Annotated in this window: 23 protein-coding genes and 1 riboswitch; of the genes, 12 read left to right on the top strand and 11 right to left on the bottom strand. The window is 39.8% G+C overall.

Going from position 1 to position 23762, the window contains the following annotated elements; all coding sequences use genetic code 11:
• Positions 1-25: 25 nt before the first annotated feature.
• Complete coding sequence (gene selA, locus RCG19_RS22160; RefSeq protein WP_308108949.1) at positions 26-1447, bottom strand: L-seryl-tRNA(Sec) selenium transferase; 1422 nt, start codon at positions 1445-1447, stop codon at positions 26-28.
• Between the two features lie 103 nt (positions 1448-1550).
• On the opposite strand from selA, the gene RCG19_RS22155 reads away from it, so the two are divergent.
• Positions 1551-1949 carry an Hsp20/alpha crystallin family protein gene (locus RCG19_RS22155; RefSeq protein WP_308108948.1) on the top strand — a complete coding sequence of 133 codons (399 nt, stop codon included), beginning with the start codon at positions 1551-1553 and terminating at the stop codon, positions 1947-1949.
• A gap of 95 nt (positions 1950-2044) precedes the next feature.
• Here RCG19_RS22155 and RCG19_RS22150 read toward each other — a convergent pair whose 3' ends face one another.
• Entirely contained in the window at positions 2045-2251 is a 207-nt protein-coding gene (locus RCG19_RS22150; protein ID WP_374049630.1) for an Rdx family protein, read from the bottom strand.
• Positions 2252-2424: 173 nt separating this feature from the next.
• On the opposite strand from RCG19_RS22150, the gene selD reads away from it, so the two are divergent.
• On the top strand, positions 2425-3480 hold the full coding sequence (gene selD / locus RCG19_RS22145) for a selenide, water dikinase SelD (protein ID WP_374049567.1): 1056 nt from the start codon (positions 2425-2427) through the stop codon (positions 3478-3480).
• A gap of 177 nt (positions 3481-3657) precedes the next feature.
• Here the strand turns inward: selD and RCG19_RS22140 are convergent, their stop codons facing one another.
• Both RCG19_RS22140 and RCG19_RS22135 read right to left on the bottom strand, forming a co-directional pair.
• Complete coding sequence (locus RCG19_RS22140) at positions 3658-4602, bottom strand: L-threonine 3-dehydrogenase (RefSeq protein WP_308108947.1); 945 nt, start codon at positions 4600-4602, stop codon at positions 3658-3660.
• A gap of 89 nt (positions 4603-4691) precedes the next feature.
• Positions 4692-5882 carry a glycine C-acetyltransferase gene (locus RCG19_RS22135; protein ID WP_308108946.1) on the bottom strand — a complete coding sequence of 397 codons (1191 nt, stop codon included), beginning with the start codon at positions 5880-5882 and terminating at the stop codon, positions 4692-4694.
• A gap of 260 nt (positions 5883-6142) precedes the next feature.
• Here RCG19_RS22135 and RCG19_RS22130 point away from each other — a divergent pair, with 260 nt between their 5' ends.
• Positions 6143-6301, top strand: a complete 159-nt coding sequence (locus RCG19_RS22130; protein ID WP_308108945.1) for a hypothetical protein — start codon at positions 6143-6145, stop codon at positions 6299-6301.
• Positions 6302-6374: 73 nt separating this feature from the next.
• On the opposite strand, the gene RCG19_RS22125 is transcribed toward RCG19_RS22130, so the two are convergent.
• Both RCG19_RS22125 and RCG19_RS22120 read right to left on the bottom strand, forming a co-directional pair.
• The gene (locus RCG19_RS22125) at positions 6375-7922 is read right to left on the bottom strand and encodes an acyl-CoA carboxylase subunit beta (RefSeq protein WP_308108943.1); all 1548 of its coding nucleotides are present in this window, start codon (positions 7920-7922) and stop codon (positions 6375-6377) included.
• Positions 7923-7931: 9 nt separating this feature from the next.
• Positions 7932-9593, bottom strand: a complete 1662-nt coding sequence (locus RCG19_RS22120) for a class I adenylate-forming enzyme family protein (protein WP_374049566.1) — start codon at positions 9591-9593, stop codon at positions 7932-7934.
• Between the two features lie 218 nt (positions 9594-9811).
• Positions 9812-9913: riboswitch (purine riboswitch) on the top strand.
• Between the two features lie 131 nt (positions 9914-10044).
• Between RCG19_RS22120 and RCG19_RS22115 the strand changes: the two genes are divergently transcribed.
• Together RCG19_RS22115 and RCG19_RS22110 are read left to right on the top strand one after the other, a co-directional pair.
• On the top strand, positions 10045-10638 hold the full coding sequence (locus tag RCG19_RS22115; RefSeq protein ID WP_308108941.1) for a xanthine phosphoribosyltransferase: 594 nt from the start codon (positions 10045-10047) through the stop codon (positions 10636-10638).
• The gene (locus RCG19_RS22110) at positions 10638-11942 is read left to right on the top strand and encodes a nucleobase:cation symporter-2 family protein (protein ID WP_308108940.1); all 1305 of its coding nucleotides are present in this window, start codon (positions 10638-10640) and stop codon (positions 11940-11942) included. The genes RCG19_RS22115 and RCG19_RS22110 overlap by 1 nt, the downstream gene beginning before the upstream one ends.
• 20 nt (positions 11943-11962) lie before the next feature.
• Here RCG19_RS22110 and RCG19_RS22105 read toward each other — a convergent pair whose 3' ends face one another.
• Complete coding sequence (locus tag RCG19_RS22105) at positions 11963-12172, bottom strand: spore germination protein (protein ID WP_308108939.1); 210 nt, start codon at positions 12170-12172, stop codon at positions 11963-11965.
• A 77-nt stretch (positions 12173-12249) separates the two neighbouring features.
• Positions 12250-12729, bottom strand: a complete 480-nt coding sequence (locus tag RCG19_RS22100; RefSeq protein ID WP_308108937.1) for a hypothetical protein — start codon at positions 12727-12729, stop codon at positions 12250-12252.
• Between the two features lie 205 nt (positions 12730-12934).
• Between RCG19_RS22100 and RCG19_RS22095 the strand changes: the two genes are divergently transcribed.
• The 5 genes from RCG19_RS22095 to RCG19_RS22075 all read left to right on the top strand — a co-directional run bounded on the left by RCG19_RS22095 (position 12935) and on the right by RCG19_RS22075 (position 18026).
• A complete protein-coding gene (locus tag RCG19_RS22095) occupies positions 12935-13837 on the top strand; it encodes a putative selenate ABC transporter substrate-binding protein (RefSeq protein ID WP_308108936.1) in 903 nt (300 codons plus the stop codon).
• Between the two features lie 15 nt (positions 13838-13852).
• The gene (locus tag RCG19_RS22090; protein WP_308108935.1) at positions 13853-14611 is read left to right on the top strand and encodes a phosphonate ABC transporter ATP-binding protein; all 759 of its coding nucleotides are present in this window, start codon (positions 13853-13855) and stop codon (positions 14609-14611) included.
• A complete protein-coding gene (locus tag RCG19_RS22085; protein WP_308108934.1) occupies positions 14608-16236 on the top strand; it encodes a PhnE/PtxC family ABC transporter permease in 1629 nt (542 codons plus the stop codon). The genes RCG19_RS22090 and RCG19_RS22085 overlap by 4 nt, the downstream gene beginning before the upstream one ends.
• A 126-nt stretch (positions 16237-16362) precedes the next feature.
• Complete coding sequence (locus RCG19_RS22080; protein ID WP_308108933.1) at positions 16363-17037, top strand: response regulator transcription factor; 675 nt, start codon at positions 16363-16365, stop codon at positions 17035-17037.
• Positions 17034-18026: a sensor histidine kinase gene (locus RCG19_RS22075; RefSeq protein ID WP_308108932.1), complete on the top strand. Its 993-nt coding sequence runs from the start codon at positions 17034-17036 to the stop codon at positions 18024-18026. The genes RCG19_RS22080 and RCG19_RS22075 overlap by 4 nt, the downstream gene beginning before the upstream one ends.
• 27 nt (positions 18027-18053) lie before the next feature.
• Here the strand turns inward: RCG19_RS22075 and RCG19_RS22070 are convergent, their stop codons facing one another.
• Positions 18054-19973, bottom strand: a complete 1920-nt coding sequence (locus RCG19_RS22070; protein WP_308108931.1) for an ABC transporter permease — start codon at positions 19971-19973, stop codon at positions 18054-18056.
• Positions 19960-20727: an ABC transporter ATP-binding protein gene (locus tag RCG19_RS22065; RefSeq protein ID WP_308108930.1), complete on the bottom strand. Its 768-nt coding sequence runs from the start codon at positions 20725-20727 to the stop codon at positions 19960-19962. The genes RCG19_RS22070 and RCG19_RS22065 overlap by 14 nt, the downstream gene beginning before the upstream one ends.
• A gap of 236 nt (positions 20728-20963) precedes the next feature.
• On the opposite strand from RCG19_RS22065, the gene RCG19_RS22060 reads away from it, so the two are divergent.
• Positions 20964-22130, top strand: a complete 1167-nt coding sequence (locus RCG19_RS22060; protein ID WP_308108929.1) for an MFS transporter — start codon at positions 20964-20966, stop codon at positions 22128-22130.
• Positions 22131-22209: 79 nt separating this feature from the next.
• Complete coding sequence (locus RCG19_RS22055; RefSeq protein WP_308108928.1) at positions 22210-22542, top strand: hypothetical protein; 333 nt, start codon at positions 22210-22212, stop codon at positions 22540-22542.
• A gap of 75 nt (positions 22543-22617) precedes the next feature.
• Here RCG19_RS22055 and RCG19_RS22050 read toward each other — a convergent pair whose 3' ends face one another.
• Positions 22618-23685 carry a redoxin domain-containing protein gene (locus RCG19_RS22050; protein WP_308108927.1) on the bottom strand — a complete coding sequence of 356 codons (1068 nt, stop codon included), beginning with the start codon at positions 23683-23685 and terminating at the stop codon, positions 22618-22620.
• Positions 23686-23762: the final 77 nt, after the last annotated feature.

The raw sequence follows: 23762 nt of genomic DNA, 5'->3' as shown, positions 1-23762 counted from the left end.
TAAGCACCCTGGGCCAAGAACCCCTCTAGTTTAAAGAGGGGTTCACATTCAATAGTGCGTCGATAATGGTGTCCTCCTCTTCAGGAGTAACTGTTCTTAGGTCAATAAGTACCTCCTCTTTTTGGATACGGGCAATAATGGCCGGCTTCGATTCTGTTCGAAGTTTTCTTCCTATCTGTTCCGCAGAAAGCGACTCATGTTTTAAGGCTATGACCATCGTTGGAAGCACAACATCAGGCATCGTTCCCCCGCCCACTTGACTTTCATCTTTAATAATTTTAGCTTGAAAACCGTTTGCGCCTTGTAATAATTTTGTAACAAAAGCATTTGATCTTTCGTCTAATTCATGAATAGACACTAATAAATCGCGAATGACAGGTATTGTTTGCATGGCTTTTTCACCGCGGGCATAGTCGATTAACGTTCCTTCAAGTGCAGCTAATGTCATTTTATCAACACGAACCACTCTTGCTAACTGATGCTTTTTTAAACGGTCAATGATATTCTTCTTTCCAGCAATAATTCCTGCTTGTGGGCCACCAAGTAGCTTATCCCCACTAAAGGTAACAACATCTGCCCCTAATTCGATGACCTCTTTCACGACCGGTTCTTCACCAATTCCATGCTTCCTGAAATCATAAAGCGCACCACTGCCTAAGTCCTCATAAAAAATAACGTCATCTAACTCGTTTGTAAACTCAATGAGCTCTTCCGTTTCAACCGATTTTGTAAAACCTATAACTTTAAAGTTACTTGTATGAACCTTCATGACAATAGCGGTTTCCGGTGTAACCGCATTCTCGTAATCGTAAAGATGGGTTTTATTCGTTGTTCCCACTTCTTTTAGGGTGGCGCCACTTTCCTCCATAATAGAAGATATGCGGAAGGAACCGCCAATTTCGACAAGCTGTCCCCTTGAAACGATGACCTCTTTATTTTTTGCCAATGCCCTTAAAACGAGGTAAACAGCGGAAGCATTATTATTAACGACCATGGCTGCTTCGGCACCAGTGATTTCTTTAAGCAGCGATTCCACATGACTATGACGTGAGCCGCGTTCCCCTTCATTTAGTTTATACTCTAAATTGGAATAGTTTCGTGCTGTATCCACAACATGACGAATGGCGTTTTCGCTTAATCTTGCCCTGCCGAGATTGGTATGTAAAATGGTACCCGTTGCATTGATCACTTTTTCGATCGTAAAGGAAAATTGTTTGTTAATGTTTGTTTGCATGGTGGTAAATAATTCATCAATAAATTGGTTTGTTCCCGGTATGGCACCTTGCCATTTATCCTCCAGGATGGACTCCCTAATTTGCTCAAGTGTATGCTTTAATTGCATCGTAAGCTGGGGATGATCCAGCTGAAACTCATTAAGGAGCGCTAAAAATTTACTATGATTTTGAAGTTCATATACTGGTGGAATTGCTCGTAACCATTCTTTCACGAAAAAAACTCCTTCATTCATCGTTCTTTTGCCCTATTATATCATATGAATTTCACGTTTTACCTTACTCTGAATAAAATGAAACGAGCAAGGGGGAGTAGATATGAAGAAAAAGAGACAGCCTCAACATCAGACCTTAAACTTTGATTTAGTTGAAAAGTGGCTCGAGAATTTTTTCTTAGATCCGCTTACATCGTATTTTGATCAGACTCAATTCCAAATCGATCTTTATGAGACAGAAACGGAATGGATTGTCGAGGCTATTTTAAGCGAATATGAAGCATCTGAAATAAAGGTATTTATAGAAGGAAAAAAATTAATGATATCTGCCTTAAGATACCCCCCTTCTACCGAACATCAAAAAAAGATACGTATAATAGATTTCCCTTTTTCAGTTACGACACAAGAAGTATCGGCTGCTTTTTCGAATGGTATTTTAGAGATTTTTATTTCAAAAACTGAAATTGGATCAGGTAAAAACAGATTTATTACCCTGCCTTAAGTACTAGGATAAGGGATTTATTTTTCTACCTCAGTTGACATAATACTATTACTGACAATAAAAACCCCTCATATCCAAAGGTATGAGGGGTTTCTCTATTTTGACTCCACGATTTTAATCATTTCTTTTGTATCTGGGAAAATACCTGTATCAAGTTTTGAATAGACCTTTTCCCCATTGACTGTGACTTCGAATGCACCGCCTGAACTTGGAATTAGTTCTAGCTTTTGAATGTTTCGATTAAAATGGTTAAACATCTCTTCCGCGAACCTCGCAGCTTTAGGTGCGTAGTTTCATTGCATGCAGAACTCAACAACTATATGGTATTTTTTCAAAGAATCCACCCCCAAAAACCTGACTTTCTCACTTCAAGATTGTAAAAATAGTTTACCCTATCCCCAGATGTTCCGCAAATGTTTGCGCAAGAAGTGCGGAATGAAAGTGAAAGGGTTATACTAGTAAAATGGAGGTGGACATGTTGAGTGAGCAAGAAAAAATTCGCCTAACCTCATTATCTACAAAAGCTGGTTGAGGCTGCAAAATTGGTCCTGAGGACCTGGCGCAAGTGTTGCGTCTATTACCAAAACAAGAACCTGTTCCCGAATTATTAGTGGGACTTGATACATCTGATGATGCGGGGGTTTATCGCTTAACCGATTCCATTGCATTAATTCAGACGGTTGACTACTTTACTCCGATTGTCGATGATCCCTATATGTTCGGGCAAATAACAGCAGCGAACGCATTAAGTGATGTCTATGCCATGGGCGGTGAGCCGAAAACCGTCTTGAATATTGTTGGCTATCCCATTAAGAAACTTGGTGCTGAAATGCTTTCCGACATCCTTCGGGGTGCAGCAGATAAAGTAAAAGAAGCAGGTGCAATTACGGTGGGCGGTCATTCGATTGATGATCAGGAACCCAAGTTTGGCCTATCGGTTACCGGCATCGTTCATCCTGATAAGGTATGGAAAAATGTCGGGGCGAAACCGGGAGATGTTCTCGTGTTAACAAAACCAATTGGTGTTGGTATCCTAACCACTGGGATAAAAAGAAGTGTGGTAAGCAGTGAGCAGGAACAAATCGTAACTGAAACCATGGCGATGCTCAATAAAACGGCAGCTGAGGTGTTGATGAATTATCAACCACATTCCGTTACCGATGTAACTGGTTTTGGCTTACTTGGACATAGCAGCGAAATGGCACGCGGCAGTGATGTGAGCTTTGAGATTTCATTGAGTCAAGTCCCTGTACTTGAGGGGGCGCTTGAATTAGGACGAGATGGTGTCGTTCCTGGTGGGTCCAAGTCCAATCATAAATGGGTAAGTGATGATGTCGTGTATGAAGATATCTTGCCAGAAGAACAACTCTTGCTGTGTGATGCGATTACTTCAGGAGGTCTCCTAGTTTCAATTCGTGAAGAAGATGCTCGGGAGTATGTTGACAAACTTAAATCAGCTGGGCTCTCGTGGGCGGCCACTATTGGTCGGGTTACGGAGAAAAAAGAGAAACTTATTTATGTAAAACGATGACAGCGAGGCCTTTTTGGGCTTCGCTGATTTTTTTATTACTATGAAATAGTTAGTTCCATCATGCTCAATTGGAAACTATTATTTGGGGAATATGCAGCGATAAGGGCTCCAAGGAATTTTTGAAGCTAGCTATTTTGATAAGAAAAATCCTGAACCGCGATGGCTCAGGATCTCAAATTATAGTTTCTGACGTAGTTTTTCAATCATTTCGTTTGTCATTCTATCTAAATCATACTTTGCATTAAAGCCCCACTCTGCTTTGGCAGCGCTGCAATCAATGGAATTTGGCCAGCTATCGGCAATACTTTGACGAGCCGGATCCACATCGTACGAGATCTCAAAGCCTGGGATATACTTAGCGATACTTGCAGCAATTTCTTCCGGCGCAAAACTCATGGCTGTCACATTAAAAGAATTGCGATGGATTAATTTCGATGCATCTGCTTCCATTAAATCAATTATGGCATGTAGGGCATCCGGCATGTACATCATGTCCATGTATGTGCCCTTATCGATATAGGAAGAATATTTCCCACTTTTAACCGCTTCATAATAGATTTCCACGGCATAATCGGTTGTCCCGCCGCCAGGGAGCGCTACATAGGATATCAACCCAGGGAAACGTAAACCGCGTGTATCAACACCAAATTTGTGATGGTAATAATCAGCAAGCAACTCTCCCGCAACCTTGTTTACGCCGTACATGGTAGTTGGTCGCATAATGGTGTCCTGGGGAGTATTATCCTTTGGTGTCGATGGACCGAAGGCACCGATCGAGCTGGGAGTGAAAAATTGGGCATTTAGTTCTCTTGCTGTTTCAAGGCTATTCATCAACCCGCCCATATTTAAATTCCAAGCAAAAACAGGTTTTGCTTCAGCAGTCGCCGATAAAAGTGCTGCTAAATGCATCACCGTATCAACGTTATATTTTTTGGCAGTTTCAACCATTTTGCTCAAATCGGTCACATCTACTGTTTCAAAAGGACCACTAAGTGCTGCCTCACTGTCATTTTTTTTGATATCTGTTGCTATAACGTTGTCTGCGCCATAAATTTCGCGAAGCTTTAACGTTAATTCTGAACCGATTTGTCCTAATGCACCTGTGATTAAAATACGCTTCATCGTTGTTTCTCCGTCCTCTTCACTTATGCTGTATGAATCTCTTTACTTATAGGTACGTTACCCAATTGTTTAAAGTGCCATGACCTAAATTAAATGACGCCCATTTCTTTCCCGACTTTTTTATAGATAGCGATGGCTTGGTCAAGCATCTCCTTCGTATGAGCAGCAGTTGGCATGTTACGGACACGGCCGGTTCCTGCTGGAACTGTCGGGAACACAATCGCCTTCGCGTAAACTCCTTCTTCATTCAATCGTTTACTAAATTGCTGTGTCTGTGATTCATCGCCAATAATACATGGCGTAATTGGAGTTTCACTGTTTCCAATGTTAAAGCCCAATTCTTTTAAGCCCTTTTTCAAGTAGTTGCCATTTTCCCATAACTTTTTGTTCAGTTCGGTACTCTCCATTAATATTTCAATGGACTTCTTACTTGCTGCGACATCAGCAGGAGTTAATGAAGTCGAGAACAGGAATGGACGGCTGCGTACTTTTAACCAATCAATTAAGTTTTTCTTACCAGCGACATAGCCGCCGACGACACCAATTGCTTTTGATAGCGTGCCGATTTGGAAATCGATTTTATCAGAAAGGCCAAAATGCTTGACCGTTCCTGCACCATCTCCTAGGACACCAGAACCATGCGCATCATCAACATAAGTGATGAGATCAAATTCCTCGGCGATTTTAACGATTTCAGGTAATAACGCAATGTCTCCATCCATCGAAAAAACACCATCCGTAATGACCATAATCTTATTGTAGAGACCAGATTCCTTCGCCTGTTTTGCCTTCGCACGTAAGTCTTCCATATCTGAGTGATTAACACGGATTATTTTTGCTTTTGATAATCGGCAGCCATCAATAATGGAGGCATGGTTTAATTCATCAGATAAAATCGCATCATTTTTGTCCATGACAGCGGAAATTGCCGCCATATTACAATTAAAGCCAGATTGGTAGGCGATTGCTGCTTCTGTATGTTTAAATTCGGCTAATTTTTCCTCTAATTCAACGTGAAGCCTTAAAGTCCCATTGATAGTACGAACTGCACCAGCTCCAACACCATATTTTTCAATGGCATCGGTTGCGGCTTTTTTTAACCGTTCATCTGTTGCTAACCCTAAATAGTTGTTGGAAGAAAGGTTAATCAGTTCTTTACCGTTAATAGTAATAACTGGTCCATTTGGGCTTTCTAACGGATCGATGACATTGTATAGGCCTTTCCCTTTTAAATCTTCGAGATTTTCATTTAAAAATTGTTCTAAAGTGTGACTGGACATATTTCATTCCCCCTTCGTTATTAAAACACATTTGTCCTTCTCCAGAGGACACGGAGTTGATTGCGAAACTGTGGTATGTATGGATTTACATTATATACTTTATCATATTTTTTTGTATTTGTTCACTACTGGAGGACAAATATTTTTTATTCTCTGTTAGTGTACCCGGTTAAATATAGGTTATTTCTTTATTTTCTAATGAGATGTTTAGAGTTTTTGTAAATAATAAGATTGATGACCATAGATTGAGGAGGACGTGTATGAAACATGATCAACAAGCTAAAGAGAATTTAAGTTCTATTATGAATCCGGAATTTGCCGGAACGAATGCTCAAAAAGTAAAACAAGAAATTCAGAAGGATGTAAGCGAAGGGCAAGGTGCAATGACTTCCCGTGAAGCAGGAGCATTAAGAGATTAAATAGTAAGGAAAAAAGACAGACCAAATCACTCTGTGATTTGGTCTGCTAGTTAGTAATGGTTTCTTACATCTCTTAAATTCCCGTAGGCCAGGCTGCTAAAAGGCGCTCGCTTTTTTCACGTTTTGAGGTAAGGAGAAATTCTAAGGATTGACAGAGAAATTTCCGTGTTTCATTCGGCTGTATGACATCATCAATTAAATGTTTTGCTGCGGCTTTGTATGGTGAACTATCAAATGACCATAATTCTAACAGTTTCTTTCGTTCCTCACTTGGATTTTCAGCCCGTGCAAGCTCCCTTCCAAACACAACATTAACGCCGACCTCTGGACCGGTAAAATTAATCTCTGCTGTCGGCCAGGCTACGACTAAATCTGCGCCCATTCCGGGTCCGCACATATTCCCATAGGCAGCACCAATGCTTTTTCGAATAACGACTGAAATTTTGGGAACCGTTGATAACGCCAAGGCCTGATTCCACACCATGATTTTCGTTGGCATTTTCGCCCGCTCTGCTTCACTGCTGATCCGGAATCCCGGAGTATCATGGAGGAAAATGAGCGGAATATGATAGGAATCACACAGGCAGATAAATTCAGTTGCCTTTTGACATTCTTGTGGTCCCGGTGCTCCAGCGAATTGGTTTGGCTGATTGGCAACAATACCTACGACATGGCCATTTAAATGGGCAAAGACAGTAATAATTCCCTTAGCGAATTTCCTTTGATATTCGAACATTAGACCTTCATCCACCAGTGATTCAATGATTCTTTTCATATCATAGACACGATTTTTCTGCTGTGGCAGAATCGTTAATACTTCCTCTACTAACCGATAGGGATCGTCGTGTGTTTTTCGATAATTTGGCCGTGCACCGGCGTGTTGTGGCAGATAAGTAAAAAATGTCTTTAACTGTTCGATACATTCCTCTTCTGTAGCACCATCATCATCAATTTGTCCCGTAAACTTATGGTGTATATCTACTCCACCCAATTCTTCCGGCGATAATTTTTGTCCATTTGCCAGTTCGAGCATTCGAGGACCGGCGATGGCCATACAGGTACCCTGTAGCTGGGTGACAAAATCAGAAGAAACTGCTGTCCAGGTCGGACCGCCAAAGCTATCCCCAAGAATCGCTGTCATCGTTGGAACTTGTCGGTGTAATGTGAGCATTTCACGCGGAAACAATTTATCGCTGATTCCATCAGACCCCATTCCATCGGGCATCCGTAAGCCGCCTCCTTCATGGAGTGAGAAAATGGGGAGTCCATTTTTTACAGCAAATTCGTGAATACTTTTTGATTTTCGGATATGGACATTACCTTCTGTCCCGGCAAAAACAGTTTTGTCCCCTGCTTGAATCACAGCGGGTCGTCCATTTACTTTCCCAATTCCTGCTAGTAAACCATCACCATAGCTCTTTCCCTCTGCCCCGCTTACATCTGAAGTATTTAGCATCCCAAGCTCCAAAAAGGTGCCGCTGTCCGCTAACATTTCTATTCGTTCCCGTGCCGTTAACAGCCCACGGTCATGCTGAGCGTTTATTTTGGTAGAGCCACCACCCAGAAGGGCAGCCTCTTTCTTTGCCCGCAACTCATTAGTTAGATTTTGTAACGATTCCATTTCTATCTCCTATTCTTCTTTTAATAATTTCCTCAGCACTTTTCCAGATGATGTAGCCGGAAGCTGATCAATGATTTCGACATATCGTGGATATTTATAGGCAGCCATTGTCTCCTTTGCCCATTGGATAAGATCCGCGGCTGTTAAATTGTCCCTTTGCCCATCATGCAAGACAACAAATGCTTTAATTACCTCACCTTTGATTGGGTCGGGAACACCAATGACAGCAGATTGCCGAATCGCCGGGTGAAGATTTAAAAGCGCCTCTACATCCTCAGGAAAAATACTATAACCGGAGCTTTTAATCATTTCTTTCACCCTGCCAAGGAAATATAAATAGCCATCTTCGTCAAGGTACCCGATATCACCGGTATGAACCCAGCCATCCTTTAAGGTCTCTGCTGTGGCTTCCGGTCGGTTTAGATAACCTTTAAAAACGCCAGGGCTTTTAACAACAATTTCCCCATGTTTCCCTGCCGGCTGCTCTCTTCCTGTCTCATGATCAACAATCCGGATTGCCGTTTCATAGATAGGGATTCCACAGGAGCCAAATTTAATTTGCTCCTGTGGCATGAAGGTATCACAGGTATGGGTTTCACTTAACCCGTACGATGCTTCATAAAGAGCGCACCCCTTCGTAACAGACCTCCAACTTTCTGCCAGTTCTTTTGTTACCTGAACACCAAAGCTTGTAGCCAAATTGGTTTTCAAGCTGGATAAATTTTTCTCAGCAATCCCAGGTAATTGTAAAATCGACCAATTCATCGGGGCGATGCTGTACCAAAAACTTACAGCATAAGTCTCAATAGCTGCTACTGTTGCAATGGGGTCAAAGCGTGTGAACAACACACAGGGTCTGCCAGTATAAACAGGCGTGTTTAAACCCATCACCATTCCGGCAATATGGCATAAAGGAGCGCTAGCCATGAGTATTTCTTGGTCACTCATCCCATTTGCCTGGACTGTCGCAGCTGTTTTAAATAAGGCATTTCCGTAAGTCAGCAAGGCTCCTTTCGGACGGCCGGTTGTTCCTGATGTAAAAACCATTAATCCAACGTCATTCCATAAATCCAGAGCTTCATTTTTTTCGTAAGGTAATTCGCTTTGGAGAATCTCGTGGAAATCATCAGTATCAGGGAATGTTTGTTTTGGAAAAAGAAATTCTTCAGGGAACTTCCAATTTGTTTGTTCAGGGAGAAAAGCTTCGTAGGTGGTTGTGACAATAAATGATAAAGGGCGGGTTTTCTCAATTGCTTTTTTTACGTGAGGATATCCTTCGGAACCAGCAATGATTCCTTCGATAGGCGCTTCTTCTAAATAATAGGCTAACTCATTTTCTTTAAACATCGGATTTAATGGAACCACCACCCCGCCAAGTTTCTGAATCGCAAAGTGAGCAATGATATACTGGGGACAGTTTTGTAAATAAAGGGCCACACAACTGCCCTTCTTTACTCCCTTAGCTCCTAAATATCGGGAAAAACGATTTACGTTTTCGAGGAGGGTCCCCCATGTGATTTCGGCACCATAAAAAATATAGGCTATAGCAGATGGATTCGTTTTCCCATGGTGTTCAAGGTAAGCCACAAGCGTTTTTTCACCTTGTAAATATGATAGTTCAGCTGGTAACTGGGCCGGCCAATAAGGTCGAGTTTTTTCTACCATGTTCATTCCTCCGATTTCAGTAATATATTTTAGAATTTTCTGAATAGTAAAATATATCTTTATAGTAACGGAAAATGAATACGTATTCAATCATTGTTTTGTGATATGAACTAATTTAAGAAAGCGTTTTATAAAGGCGAACAATTCCTCTGGTATTCAAATGATTGTTCGTCTTCTTTGGAAATAGGGGTTGAATTATAGATTCCCCATGTTATAATGTGAACATAAATGAATAAGACTTCGCTCGTATAATCGCAGGGATATGGCCTGCAAGTTTCTACCGGATTACCGTAAATAATCCGACTATGAGTGGGTAATGAGAAAAATGCGTAGGTTAATAGTGCGCTTTTCTGTTCCCTTTTGGACATTTAGCCCAAGGGTCATTGCCTCACTCGATTATTGAAGTGAGCGATGATCTTTGGGCTTTTTACTTTTCATTAGGGGGAAATTATACACAATGAACTTTTTAGAAGAAAGAATTAAAAAGGACGGAAAAGTCCTCTCCGAACACGTTTTAAAGGTCGATTCATTTTTAAATCACCAAGTTGATCCCAACTTAATGCTCGAAATTGGGAAAGAGTTCACGGTACGATTTGCGAATGAAGGAATTACGAAAATTGTGACGATTGAATCTTCAGGGATTGCCCCCGCGGTAATGGCTGGATTATTTTTAAAAGTACCAGTTGTATTTGCTAGAAAAAGAAAATCTTTAACACTAAATGAGGATTTACTGACAGCAAGTGTTCATTCTTTTACCAAGAATGAAACAAACGAGATCTCGATTTCAAAAAAATATGTAAATAAAGAGGATCGGGTGCTGATCATTGATGATTTCCTTGCAAATGGACAAGCTGCTCTGGGCTTAGTGGAAATCGTTCAACATAGTGGTGCAGAGGTTAGCGGGATTGGTATTGTGATTGAAAAGTCTTTTCAGCATGGGGCGCAAAAGTTGAAGGAAATGGGCCTTAGAGTTGAATCCATAGCACGAATTGCTTCTTTAGAAAATGGCGAAGTCACCTTTATTAATGAGAAAGTGGAGGAATTAGTCTAATGAAACAAAATCCTTTGAAAACCGCTTCTTTAGGGATTCAGCATGTATTAGCGATGTATGCTGGAGCCGTGATTGTCCCTCTTATCATCGGTGGTGCACTTGGTCTTTCTAGTAAACAATTAGCCTATTTAGTTTCACTTGATATTCTGACAAGTGGAATCGCCACATTGCTTCAAGTGTGGCAAAATCGTTATTTCGGTATTGGACTGCCGATCGTGCTGGGCTGTACGTTTACCGCTGTGGGGCCAATTATTGCCATTGGCGGACAGTATGGTCTTTCCGCTATCTACGGATCGATATTGGTTTCAGGTATTATTGTTATGCTCATTGCGACCTTTTTTGGAAAGCTGATCCGCTTCTTTCCGCCAGTTGTTACCGGTTCTGTTGTCACGATCATTGGAACAACATTGATTCCAGTTGCTATGAATAACGTGGCTGGCGGTCAAGGTAGCCCTGACTTCGGGTCAATTTCCAATATCGCTCTTGCGTTTGGTACGTTGCTATTTATTATTATTCTTTACCGATTTTTTAAAGGTTTTATTCGCGCTATTTCTATTCTTTTAGGATTAGTGGCTGGAACAGCTGTAGCTTTCTTTATGGGGAAAGTAAACTTTTCTGCCGTCGGTGAGGCTTCGTGGTTCCATATGGTAACCCCTTTCCATTTCGCTACACCATCATTTGAATTAGCTCCGATCATTACCATGACCCTTGTGGCGATTGTGAGTCTTGTAGAATCATCCGGTGTCTATTTTGCTTTAAGTGATATTACTGGCAGGAAGCTTACGGAGAAAGATTTGGTCAAAGGCTATCGTTCTGAAGGTTTAGCTAGTGTCATCGGGGCCGTATTCAATTCATTCCCCTATACCACCTATTCGCAAAATGTCGGCCTTGTCCAGTTTTCAGGTGTGAAAGACAAAAAAGTCATTTATACAGCTGCTGGAATCTTAATTTTCCTTGGATTTGTTCCAAAAATTGCTGCCTTAACCACGGTGATTCCTACCTCCGTACTCGGGGGTGCAATGGTAGCCATGTTTGGGATGGTAATTGCTTCTGGAATAAAAATGCTCAGCAAGGTTGATTTTTCTTCTCAAGAGAATCTCTTGATCATTGCTTGCTCTGTTGGTGTTGGGTTAGGAGTTACCACCGTTCCTGATTTATTTGCCCAGTTACCGGAAAGTATTAAAATCTTAACAAATAGCGGGATAGTCGCTGGTAGTTTAACAGCCATTTTCCTAAATATCGTTTTCAATGTCGCAAAACCGTTGAAGCAAAGCCAGTCTTCTCAAGAACTAAAGGCATCGTAATTTAAAATAATCAGCCGGGGCTATCGTAAGCTCCGGCTGATTACGTCTAATATACTGGATATACTTGTTTGCGTTGTAGAATTTGTGGCTGTCCCGGCCCCTTTATTTTCCTCACCCGCACCAGTGGTCGTTCGTGTTATTGATATAGGAGAAATATAAACAGCGCCTCCAAAGTTGACAATACCACCAGAAATCGTACCAATCGTGACGCCATCTCGATTGATCGCCATCTACCCACCCCTTCCATTTTTCTTTTATTATATGTACATGTTTGTATGCTTGTCTAAACGGCATTGAAAAATATGCTTTAATCATGGTTTTTACAAGCAGCCTTTTCCTCCAGCTTGCAAATCCACTTATAATACCCTAATAACATTAGCAATAAGATTGGATCTATCATGGCGGCATGCCAAATTTTCCACCAACCATAATGAAAGTATCCCCAAGGTCCCGGCAACAGGGTGACCAATTCGTAAAGAAGAATAATGATGAAGAAAACAACGAGATACAAAATTTGCTTTGCCATCTTTTTATTAAAAGGAAACCATTTTAAAAAGATGATATTAGCCGCTGGTACTAGAAATAAGTGCGGTAGAAGGCCTACCCAATCGATTTCTTTATCAAAATACCAATATCCATGGTATTTGAACTCGATAAACACATCGAAGACAACCTGAAAAGCAATTGTAAATGACCAAATATGAACAATTTGATTGCCCGAAAGCCGTTTATTTTTGATAAAAGCAATGGAATTAAAGATGAGAATTGCCAGAATTAGTCCGATCATAAGTGATTTCCCTTTTTTCCCTTACAATACCCAAATCGATAGGGTTACTATACAGGGGATTTTAATTATTAAAATACCTCTTATAAATAAAATATTTTTATAACAAGTATTTATAAAAATTATGGAAAGTTGGTGAAATCCATTGCATAATATGTCGAAACCTGTAAAATTACCATGTACTTAATTCTTTTATGAGGTGAATATAGTGAAAAAGTGGTTTTCTATTCTTATTCTTACAATGCTTGTATTTTCATTAGCTGCATGTGGCAGCCAAAAAGATGATAATGTGAATGAAGGAAAAAAAGAAACAAAGACAAATGAAGTATTTAAAATTGGGGCGATCCCTGACCAGAACGCCGCTGATCTCGATAAAGGAATGACAGCAGTCGCTAAATACCTTAGTGAAAAGACGGGATTAAAGGTCGAATTTGTACCATCAGTTGATTATGCAGCGCTTGTAACGGGATTTCAACGCGGTGAAATACATATGGCCTGGTTTGGAGGCTTAACAAGTGTGCAAGCTAGAAATCTAGTTCCAGATGCAGAATCCATCGTTCAGCGACCACGTGACGCCGAGTTTCACTCTGTTTTTATTACTCAGACATCGGAAAACTTCACAAAGCTGCAAGATATTAAAGGAAAATCGTTCACATTTGGCAGCGAAAGTTCAACATCCGGTCATTTAATGCCACGTTATTTTCTTACAGAAGCAGGGATTAATCCAGAGCAAGACTTTGACGGCAAACCGGATTACTCCGGTTCCCATGACGCAACCTATAAATTAGTGGAAGCGGGTACCTTCAAAGCCGGTGCGTTAAACGAAGCTGTTTGGGAATCCGCCGTTAAAGAAGGAAAAGTCGATACCAATAAAGTAAAAGTCTTTTACACAACCCCAGCGTATTTCGATTATAACTGGACGATTAATAGCAATGTGGAAGACGTCTTTGGTAAGGGTACAAAGAAAAAGGTCAAAGAAGCCCTTCTTTCCATTACTGGTGAGCAAAAAGATATTGCTGATTTATTCCAAACAGACAGCTTTGTTGAAACAAAAAATGATAATTACAAGAAAATAGAAAAAGTAGCACGAGAATTAAAGATTATTAAGTAGAAGGTGTAGACATAGATGTCTTCAAAAATCATGATTGAAGCGAACAATTTAACAAAGGAATTTGAGCGGAAGATAGCCCTATCTTCCCTTTCTTTTACGATTAAACAAGGGGAATTAGTGGCCTTGATTGGACCCAGCGGCGCCGGTAAAACGACGCTGCTTAATTCGATTGCTGGTCTTATCCCACTGTCCAGTGGGGAACTTTTAGTGGATGGCAAGTCACTCTCTGCCCATAAAAAAGGGAAATCTTTTGCCAAAAAAGTCGGTGTCATCCGTCAGCAATTTGATTTAATTGGACCGCTTGCCGTCATCCATAATGTGTTAGCCGGGAAACTTTCAGAATGGGGCACGATGAAATCACTCTTTTCCTTACTTGTCCCTCAGGAAAAAGATTTGGCTATAAAAGCTTTAGAGCGGGTGGGACTTCACGGTAAAGCGTATGAAATTACCTCTACCCTATCTGGTGGCGAGCAGCAACGGGTTGCGATGGCAAGATTAATGGTGCAAAAACCTGAAATCATTTTAGCAGATGAACCGGTAGCCTCACTTGACCCTGCACGTGCAGATGATATTCTTCAGATGCTAACGAAAATCGTTACCGAAGAAAAGGAAACGTTAATCACCAGCTTGCATTCTGTTGAATATGCCAGAAAATATTTTACGCGGATTATCTCTATGAAAAATGGTGAAATATTCTTTGACCTTCCGACTGAAAAAGTAACAGATGATCTATTAGCTGAACTTTATCACCTTAACAGTGGTGTTAGAGTATGAAATCAATCTTTCGCTTGCATAATCGGTTTATTCTTACTTTAGTTTTACTTGCTATATTTGTATGGAGTCTCTTTTCTATCCAATGGAATGCGGATTTATTCCATTCCGGTGGAATCCCAACCTTACTTCAAATTTTAGAGGGTCTGGTACATCCTGATTTGTCTCCTGAGGTCATAACACTAGGATTCGAATCAGCATGGATCACTCTTGCATATGCTGTTGCAGGAATGTCTTTAGCCATTATTTATGCCTTTATCATAGGTATTCTCGCATCAGGTGTAGTGACTTCCAATAAAACCTCAAGGTTGATTTCTAAGGTGTTTTTTAGAGGAATACTGGGGTTTACCCGCTCGATTCATGAATTGATATGGGCTTGGCTGTTTGTGGCAGCCATCGGGCTTTCTCCCTATGCAGCCATTTTTGCGCTTGCCATTCCCTATGGCGGCATCCTTGGAAGGATTTTTGCGGATATGCTTAACGATGTCTCGGAAGAGCCAATCAAGGCCCTTAAATCAGTAGGTGCATCGAAACTACAAACCCTTATTTACGGTTATCTTCCACTCATTTGGGCTGATATGATCAGCTATACGATGTACCGCTTTGAATGTGCGATTCGCTCCTCTGCGATTATGAGCTTTATTGGTCTTGGTGGTCTTGGTTATCAAATTCAACTTTCGCTACAGGATCTTAAATATGACCGAGTCTGGGCATTTGTCTTATTTCTTATCGGATTAGTTATTTTTGTTGATATTTGGAGTAATTTTGTTCGCAAAGCCTTGATAGATCGCAAGAAACGAACTGGTTTCAGTGCTGGTTGGAGATCTGTATGTTTCACACTATTACTGACGATTGGATCATGGATCTTTATCCACATTGCTGAAGATGCTCAGCTTTTTGAATTACTATCAGAGAAAAATTTCGATGCGGCAAAAAGGTTTTTTGAAGGTCTTATAGGATTAAATACTGACCAACCGGCATTCCTGGATGGAAGCAGTTGGGCTGCCGCATTAAAACTAACGCTGGAAACGTTCGAAATGAGTATTATGGCGATTGGGTTTGCGACCATCGCAGCATTCCTTACAGTTGTTCCGGCAGCTCGAAATATTGCCAATGGGCATTTAACCGGCTCTAAGAAATGGTACGATTGGCTCCTGTACGGTTTGATTAGGATCTCCTATATCTTTTCAAGATCTGTTCCAGAGCTGGTTTGGGCGATGATGATCATTTTCATTTTTAAACCAGGTCTATTGCCAGGTGCCATTGCACTCGCCCTTCATAATTTCGGGATACTCGGGAAGCTGTGGGCAGAGGTTATTGAAGATATGGATCCTCGCCCGATCCGAAATTTAGCTGCCTCAGGTGCTTCCAAAATAGAAACACTGTTCTACGGCATCCTTCCTACCGTTTTACCCCGATTTCTCACATATATCCTATATCGCTGGGAAGTGATTATGCGAACAACGATTGTCGTGGGCTTTGTTGGTGCAGGAGGTTTGGGAATGGAATTTAAACTGGCTATGAGCTTTTTCAATTACACCCAAATTACGCTTCTCCTCCTATGTTATATGATTCTCGTCATCATCGCCGATTTTGCCTCGGAAAGTACGAGAAGAGCAGTACGATAAGTTTAAAAGAACTATGGCATGATGAATTAATCAATGTTATAGTTCTTTTTTAATTTTTACTCCCCTATCAATCTCCATTTTTTGTATAATAATTTTTACATAATATATTTCTTGGTGGTGAAAAAAATGTATAAAGTAATGATAGTTGAAGACGATTCGAAAATAAGCCATATCATTTATGAACATCTTAAAAAGTGGAAATACGCTCCATTTGAAACGAACTATTTTGAAGACCTCGAACGTCAATTTCTAGAATTGCGGCCTGACCTTGTTTTACTTGATATTAATCTACCAGTCTATGATGGCTTTTATTGGTGTAATAAAATCCGGCAGATCTCAAAGGTTCCAATTATCTTCATTTCTTCCCGAACAGAAAATATGGACATTGTGATGGCGATGAATATGGGCGGAGATGATTTTATTCAAAAGCCCTTCTCTCTTGAAGTGCTAATGGCTAAGTGTAATGCCATTCTCCGAAGAACCTATACCTACCAACAATCGGAAAATGAATATCTTGAGCACAATGGTCTCATCCTACATGTGAATAAAGGAAGAATTTCCTATCATGATTGTGAACTAGATTTAACAAAGAATGAAGCTCAAATCTTATTTATGCTGATAAAAAAGAAAGAAACGATTGTAAGCAGAGAGGAATTGATGCAGGCATTGTGGGAAAGTGGAGATTTTATCGATGATAATACGTTAACAGTGAATATTGCCCGTTTACGGAGGAAATTAGAGGAAATGGGGCTCAGTGATTTTATTGAAACCAAAAAACGGCAAGGATACACCATTCCATGAAGTTTAAACATTATCTATCTGATCAAAAATGGCTGCTCGTCACGGCCTTTTTTATCCTAATTATTATTTCAGTTGTAGTTAGCGTAGATCCTGCCTTACACGTCTCACTTGATAGTCTCCTTTACTTGATAAGTTTATCTACGATTATGTTTGCCGTCTATTTCATAGGTTATTATTTTCAAAAAAAATATCAAATGAAAAAATGGTATCAATTTGCAATAGATAATTTAGGCAGCTTCCCTGAAGCGAACACGTATGAACAGCAGGTATACGTTCAAACCTTAAACCGTTTAAGCGAAACCTATTTGAAACAGATTCAGATGAGTAACGAGGCTGCGAAGGAACAGCTTGAATTTATGACCCAGTGGTTTCATGAAATTAAAACACCTATTGCCGTTAGTCGGCTGTTATTAGAAACAGAAGTGGAATCCCCAAGTCTACAAGAGGAAATGAACCGTATTGAGAATTATGTTGAACAAGCACTCTATTTCTCTCGTTTGCATGATTTTAATAAAGATTATCTCATTCAAGAGATTGATCTTGAAAAACTAATCAAGGAAATTATCATTGCCGAATCAAAGACGTTTATTTCTAAAAAGATAAAAGTCGAAATGCCGAAGATAAATATACCTATTTTAAGTGATAAAAAGGCCTTAACCTATATTATTCGCCAGCTTCTGCTCAATTCACTTAAATATACGAAGGAATATGGGTTGATTTCTCTTTCTCTTCATCCTGAGACAAAACAGTTAGTTCTTCGCGATAATGGAATCGGGATTCCGGCAGAGGATCTCCCGCGTGTATTTGAAAAAGGCTATACCGGAAAAAACGGACGTAATCACCAGCGTTCCACTGGAATGGGGCTTTATCTTGCAAAAAAAACGGCTGAGAAATTAGGACACGACCTTTCTATTTCCTCCAAAATGGGTGTTTACACAGAGGTGATCGTAACTTTCTCAGAACGCGATGATTCTTATTTTAAAATGTAAAAAACAAGCTCTATAAAGGGCTTGTTTTTACGTCTCCTTGATAATTTTTATATAGCTTGCCGTGGTTAACCAGTAATAACCTAGATAAATTAGCAAATAGACTGCTAAACAGATGATAAACGGGATTTGCATTTGCATATTTAGAAAATCAGCAAGGACATATAAAATAACTGCTGTGTTGACCGCCGCAAGCAGTAATGGGAGAATAAAGACAAAACCAACTTGCTGCGCAGTCGATTTTGTTATCTCTCTGTTAGGAATACCAATCTTCTTAAGAATCTTATAGCGATCCTTATCAACGGTAGCGTCGATTAGCTGTTTAAAATAAATCATACTCCCTGTTGCGAGCAAGAATACGAGTCCGAGGAACACCCCAATAAAGATGAGTAGTCCGTAGGTTTCAAGCCCATAATGATAATTTTCATAGAAACTCGCATAAATTGGCTCATTCTCTTGATATCTTAGCGGGTTAACCACCTCGTAAATCTTTCGGTCTAACCCTTTTGCTATTTTTTCATTTGCTGTTTTATAGATATAAAGAGTTTCCTTCCGTGCCCCCTCTTGCTCTAACTCCTTATATAATTCATCACTAATCACAAGTGGGAATAACATTTCTCCTTGGTTTACTAATGAAAAACGTTTATATGCTACTATATTAATCTTTTCATTGGATGAAAGTTTCACATGTTTTCCCGTAAAGGGATCTGATTTAGTATCAAGGTTCCCATCATAAAAGGATGCTGCTTCAAATTTATCTAAGGTATCGGATTCATTCATTCCTCTGAGATTTATCATTTCCTGATAGGCATTTTCTGAGATGAGCAAAGTTTGGAAAATATCAGACACTCGATTCAATTCCGATACATCCGGTTTTACAGTTAAATAATCTATCGTTAAATGGTAGACGAGATCTCCCTTGGAATTTTCCTCGATTAAAGTCTGAATTTGTTGATTTACCTTGTCATCCTTCATATTAAACATATAGCTATAAGGGTTATCCCGCTTTGAAAAATGATCGATTTGATAGTAAAAGCTATAAGATGTGATACATGTAATTAGCGTTACACTGCTCAACAGGGAGATTACAGTCAAGATGAGAACATTCCCTTTCAATCGATATAAGAGATTGGTAATGGTAAGTAGGTTACTTCCATTAAAATAAACCGAAGTATTCTTTTGAGATAGTTTTAAAAAATAGGTCACTAAAGAATTTATGAAAAAATAGGAACCTAGTACTAGAAAAAAAGTAGCCACTAGAAATCGTATGCCACTTTTTCCGAAAAATCCGTCGGGGTTCACTAATAGGATGTAGGAGAATCCTAAGAAAACAACGGCCAAAGCGCTTAATAGTGGCGACCCCTTCGCCACCAGGTCCCCTTTTCGTTCTGCTTTAAATAGTTCTGATAGTGAAAAGCGATAGATTAACCGAAAACTATGAATTGATGTAATCAAAATAATGAGTAGAAAGACTACTGCCGTTTGGATCAAAGCATGCTTCGAAATGGTAAAGGACACTTCTAATGAAAATCCCATCACTTTAAATAGGATCATCATAAACAGCTTTGAAAATAAAAAGCCAATAGTTATACCAATTAGTAAGGCGATTAATCCAATAATGATATTTTCATAAAAGAGTAATTGGCCTATTTTTTTACGGCTCATACCGAAAAGGGCATACAGTCCCACTTCCTTTTTCCGCTTTCTCGTGAAAAAAGCGTTGGAATACCAAATAAAGATGGCAGCAAAGAGTATCAATATGATTGAAGCGGCATTAAATGCTGACTCTAACTTACCAAGTGTTACAGTGGATGAAAGTAATTGTTCGTTATACTGCAACGAAACGAATGTAAAATAGATAGCAATACTAAAGATCATCGAATTTAAATAGATCATGTATTGCCGGAGGTTTTTCGAGATGTTTTTTCTGGCAATGCTAGATAACGTCATATTGCCCTCCCCCAATGGTTGACAGGATATTCAATATTTGCTGGAAAAGCTGTTTCCGTGATTGATCTCCTTTATGGATTTCTGTATACAAGGAGCCATCCTTAATGAACACCACCCGCGAGCAAAAACTAGCCGCATAAGGGTCATGCGTTACCAATAAAATCGTAGCCTGCATTTCCTCATTGAGCTTAGCTAATGTTTGCAGCAAATGGTGGGCTGACTTTGAATCAAGTGCACCGGTTGGTTCGTCAGCAAACAGAATACTTGGCTGGCCAATGATTGCACGACACACGGCGGTCCGCTGCTGCTGTCCACCGGAAATTTCATATGGATATTTTTCTAAAATAGCTTGAATTCCGAACCTTTCAGCCAGCTCTGCCACCTTCTGTTTAATCACATCTTTTGGTGTTTTCGTAAAGGTTAGCGGTAGCATGATATTTTCTGCTACTGTTAATGTATCAAGGAGATTATAGTCTTGAAAAATAAACCCCATCTGATCTCTACGGAATTCTCTTAATTGGGCTTCCTTCATTTTTGTCAGTTCCGTTCCATCTATTCGGATTGTTCCCGATGTGACAGGTTCAATCGATGATAAAACATTCAGTAAAGAAGACTTCCCAGCTCCCGATGGACCCATCACACCAACAAATTCTCCTTTTGAAATATGGAGATCAATATCATTCAGTGCCTTGAATGTATTCCTTTTCGAGCCAAACACCTTGTTGACTCCCTTTGCTTCTAAAATCCATTCCATTGTTTTTTTGCCTCCGTTTCTATTCTTTCCATAGTTCTACTATAAGGAAAGAACAGCTGCCTTTCCATAATGAATCCTTACGTTTTTCTCTGATTATCTTACATTTTCGTAAGGTTACAGGGATGGATAGCTGCATACTATTTCCACGCGAGGAAAAAATTGATTAGAACGGATATTTACATTATCCTGTAATAAGAATGAAAATTTTTCGAATCATTTAGGGAGGTGAGAATCGGTTGCAAACAAAATCTGCTTTACCGATTTTATTTGTCGTTATGTTTTTAGTAATGGTGGGATTCGGGATCATCATTCCGGTTTTACCCTTTTACGCTGAGGAAATTGGCGCTAATCCAACAGAACTTGGCCTGTTAATGGCCGTTTATTCGCTTATGCAGCTTATTTTTGCACCGTTGTGGGGCCAGGTTTCCGACCGCATCGGCCGTAAGCCAGTGATGATGATTGGAATTGCTGGTCTCGGACTGTCTTTCTTGATCCAGGCCATGTCATCTGAGCTTTGGATGCTGTTTGCCGCAAGAATTCTTGGGGGAATTCTTTCATCCGCTAATATGCCTACAGCAATGGCTTATGTTGCCGATATCACAACAGAAGAAAATCGTGGCAAAGGCATGGGAATTATTGGCGCCGCAACAGGATTAGGCTTTGTGTTTGGTCCGGCGATTGGCGGTATTTTTTCAAAAATTAGCTTAAGTACGCCGTTTTATCTTGCAAGTGGATCATCCTTTATCACCTTGATTCTGGTATTTATTTTGTTAAAGGAATCAAAACAGAAAAAAAGCCATACATCAAAGGAAAAAACTTCTATCTGGAAAGCATTTAACGGTGCTGTGTCCGTGCTATTTTTTGTCCAATTATTAATTTCATTATCTCTTTCAGGTTTAGAGGCAACATTTGCTTATTTTGCCGCTAAAAAAGCTGGGTTGGACGCGATTCAGTTAGGCTATATTTTTATGATCATGGGCTTTGGCAGTGCGATGGTGCAAGGAGGACTGGTCGGCAGATTAACCAAAAAGTACGGGGAAAGTTCTGTTATTCAAGGCGGGATGATTGTGTCTGCGATTGGCTTTGGTTTAATTCTGCTGGTCCATAATTTTACGACGGCAGCCATTTATTTAACCATATTCGGGCTCGGGAATGGGGTTATTCGCCCGAGCGTCTCATCCCTGCTGACAAAGAAATCTACTGCAGGCCATGGAAGTTCAACCGGACTTCTATCATCTTTTGATTCCTTAGGCCGTATCATCGGCCCGCCATTAGGTGGCTGGTTGTTTTCAATGGCAGTGGGTCTCCCTTATATTTCGGGTCTTATCATTACAATCGTTGCTTTTCTACTATTTCTTGTGTTCCGCCCCCACCTTAGTGGGATGAAGGCACATAATAATTAAAAAATATTAAGTCATATGGCGGTGCAGGACATGCATAAAATGGGTATAAGATAGAATTTTTCAAAGGAGCCCATGTTGCATGAGAATAAAAACGGTCACAAGTGTATCTTGCCTTTTGGTTACCTTAGGGATTGCAGCATATCTGGAATCGCCTTACTCCTATTGGAATAAAAACTATGCCTATTCTGCTGATCAGCCGGTCATGGCACAACCGGTTGAGGTTGAGCCATCGAGTGATGTTCCAGAATTGGAAGAAAAACTGGAGAAAACAGAACGAGTCGATGGCTATATCGTAGAAACGTACGAGGAGTACGAAGTCTACAAGGACAAAGATGGGAAAGTAATAAAAAGCGAGCCGACAGGAAAAACAGATAGCATAAAATATTGGGATTACAGTAAGAAAGACCGCTAAAATGTTAGCGGTCTTGATTTTTTAGGTAGCTGGTTTTTGGCCAACAAATTTGATAACAGGATCCAACCACCACATTTAATCTATACTATTAATCAGCTCATTCATCATTTCTTTATCCATTGGCCCTACTATTTTCTTATGGATAATACCATTGGCATCAATAATATAACTGGTTGGAATTGTAAAGGCTTGGTAGGTATCCCCAATTTGTCCAGAACTATCAAGTAATACAGGAAAGGTTAACCCATAATCTTTCACAAACTTTTCAACACCATTTGGATCTTTCTCTGCTGTAGTTAAATTTACAGCAACAATTTCAACATTTTTTCCTTCTTGCTCCTGATAAAATTCCTGCATATGGGGCATTTCAGCTTTACAAGGCGGACACCAAGTAGCCCAAAGGTTTAGGATGACTTTCTTCCCTTTCAGATCTGACAGTTTCATTTCTTTCCCTGATACGGTCTGCAATTGGAAATTTGGCGCTTTTTTCCCTTCTTCCACACCAATTTTCACCGTTTTATGATCAACACCTTGATTTTCTTGAACTGTTTTTTGGGCTTCGGTTGGTGACGAGGTAAAATCAAATGATATGAAAATACTAAAAAAAGAAAATAGAATGATGGTAGAGAAGATTTTCTTTTGTGAGCCAATACGCTGTTTAAATAATGAAAGGAATACGATTATAACGGCAAACAAGCCTAAAATGATGTGCCTCGTTTTGTTATCATCATTCAGAAAAAGGAGCGCTAAAATATGATAGCAGCATATTACAGCAAAACTAAATAGAAATCCTGATTGTAAAATGAATAAATGGGGAATAGTTAATTTTCGCGCTCGATTAAAAATGAAAATGATAGATCCAAGAATTGCTAAAAATAGTCCTGTCCTTCCTCCAGTAAAATACAACAATGAGAGTGGGCTTTTCACTACTAATGTGGGTTCAAGGATGAGTAAACTTCCCTTCCAAATGAAAAATCCAATAAATAGACCGTTCGTTAATAAATCAAATGTCTTTTTATGTATCCCACTTTCTCGTGTTTTCCGAAGCCATAGCTTGATTAAGATTAGCCCAAGCAATATGGATAGACCAAGTAACAACCACTTTAACAAAATGGCAAAAGAACCAATTTGGATCACTTGCATATGTACCCCCTTTAAAGAGTAATAAAGTATCTTTTCGTTTATTATACCAGAAGGGGTATAATAAACGAAGGTTAAAA

Origin of the sequence: Neobacillus sp. OS1-2, assembly GCF_030915505.1 — a bacterium.
Classification (GTDB): Bacteria; Bacillota; Bacilli; order Bacillales; family Cytobacillaceae; genus Neobacillus.
This window is presented reverse-complemented; position numbering and strand designations above follow the sequence as displayed.

Excerpts from the sequence above, each read along its gene's own strand:
- RCG19_RS22155 (WP_308108948.1), top strand. The coding sequence starts at position 1,551 with ATGAAGAAAAAGAGACAGCCTCAACATCAGACCTTAAACTTTGATTTA.
- RCG19_RS22140 (WP_308108947.1), bottom strand. The coding sequence starts at position 4,602 with ATGAAGCGTATTTTAATCACAGGTGCATTAGGACAAATCGGTTCAGAA.
- RCG19_RS22135 (WP_308108946.1), bottom strand. The coding sequence starts at position 5,882 with ATGTCCAGTCACACTTTAGAACAATTTTTAAATGAAAATCTCGAAGAT.
- RCG19_RS22130 (WP_308108945.1), top strand. The coding sequence starts at position 6,143 with ATGAAACATGATCAACAAGCTAAAGAGAATTTAAGTTCTATTATGAAT.
- RCG19_RS22125 (WP_308108943.1), bottom strand. The coding sequence starts at position 7,922 with ATGGAATCGTTACAAAATCTAACTAATGAGTTGCGGGCAAAGAAAGAG.
- RCG19_RS22120 (WP_374049566.1), bottom strand. The coding sequence starts at position 9,593 with ATGAACATGGTAGAAAAAACTCGACCTTATTGGCCGGCCCAGTTACCA.
- RCG19_RS22115 (WP_308108941.1), top strand. The coding sequence starts at position 10,045 with ATGAACTTTTTAGAAGAAAGAATTAAAAAGGACGGAAAAGTCCTCTCC.
- RCG19_RS22110 (WP_308108940.1), top strand. The coding sequence starts at position 10,638 with ATGAAACAAAATCCTTTGAAAACCGCTTCTTTAGGGATTCAGCATGTA.
- RCG19_RS22105 (WP_308108939.1), bottom strand. The coding sequence starts at position 12,172 with ATGGCGATCAATCGAGATGGCGTCACGATTGGTACGATTTCTGGTGGT.
- RCG19_RS22100 (WP_308108937.1), bottom strand. The coding sequence starts at position 12,729 with ATGATCGGACTAATTCTGGCAATTCTCATCTTTAATTCCATTGCTTTT.
- RCG19_RS22090 (WP_308108935.1), top strand. The coding sequence starts at position 13,853 with ATGTCTTCAAAAATCATGATTGAAGCGAACAATTTAACAAAGGAATTT.
- RCG19_RS22085 (WP_308108934.1), top strand. The coding sequence starts at position 14,608 with ATGAAATCAATCTTTCGCTTGCATAATCGGTTTATTCTTACTTTAGTT.
- RCG19_RS22080 (WP_308108933.1), top strand. The coding sequence starts at position 16,363 with ATGTATAAAGTAATGATAGTTGAAGACGATTCGAAAATAAGCCATATC.
- RCG19_RS22075 (WP_308108932.1), top strand. The coding sequence starts at position 17,034 with ATGAAGTTTAAACATTATCTATCTGATCAAAAATGGCTGCTCGTCACG.
- RCG19_RS22070 (WP_308108931.1), bottom strand. The coding sequence starts at position 19,973 with ATGACGTTATCTAGCATTGCCAGAAAAAACATCTCGAAAAACCTCCGG.
- RCG19_RS22065 (WP_308108930.1), bottom strand. The coding sequence starts at position 20,727 with ATGGAATGGATTTTAGAAGCAAAGGGAGTCAACAAGGTGTTTGGCTCG.
- RCG19_RS22055 (WP_308108928.1), top strand. The coding sequence starts at position 22,210 with ATGAGAATAAAAACGGTCACAAGTGTATCTTGCCTTTTGGTTACCTTA.
- RCG19_RS22050 (WP_308108927.1), bottom strand. The coding sequence starts at position 23,685 with ATGCAAGTGATCCAAATTGGTTCTTTTGCCATTTTGTTAAAGTGGTTG.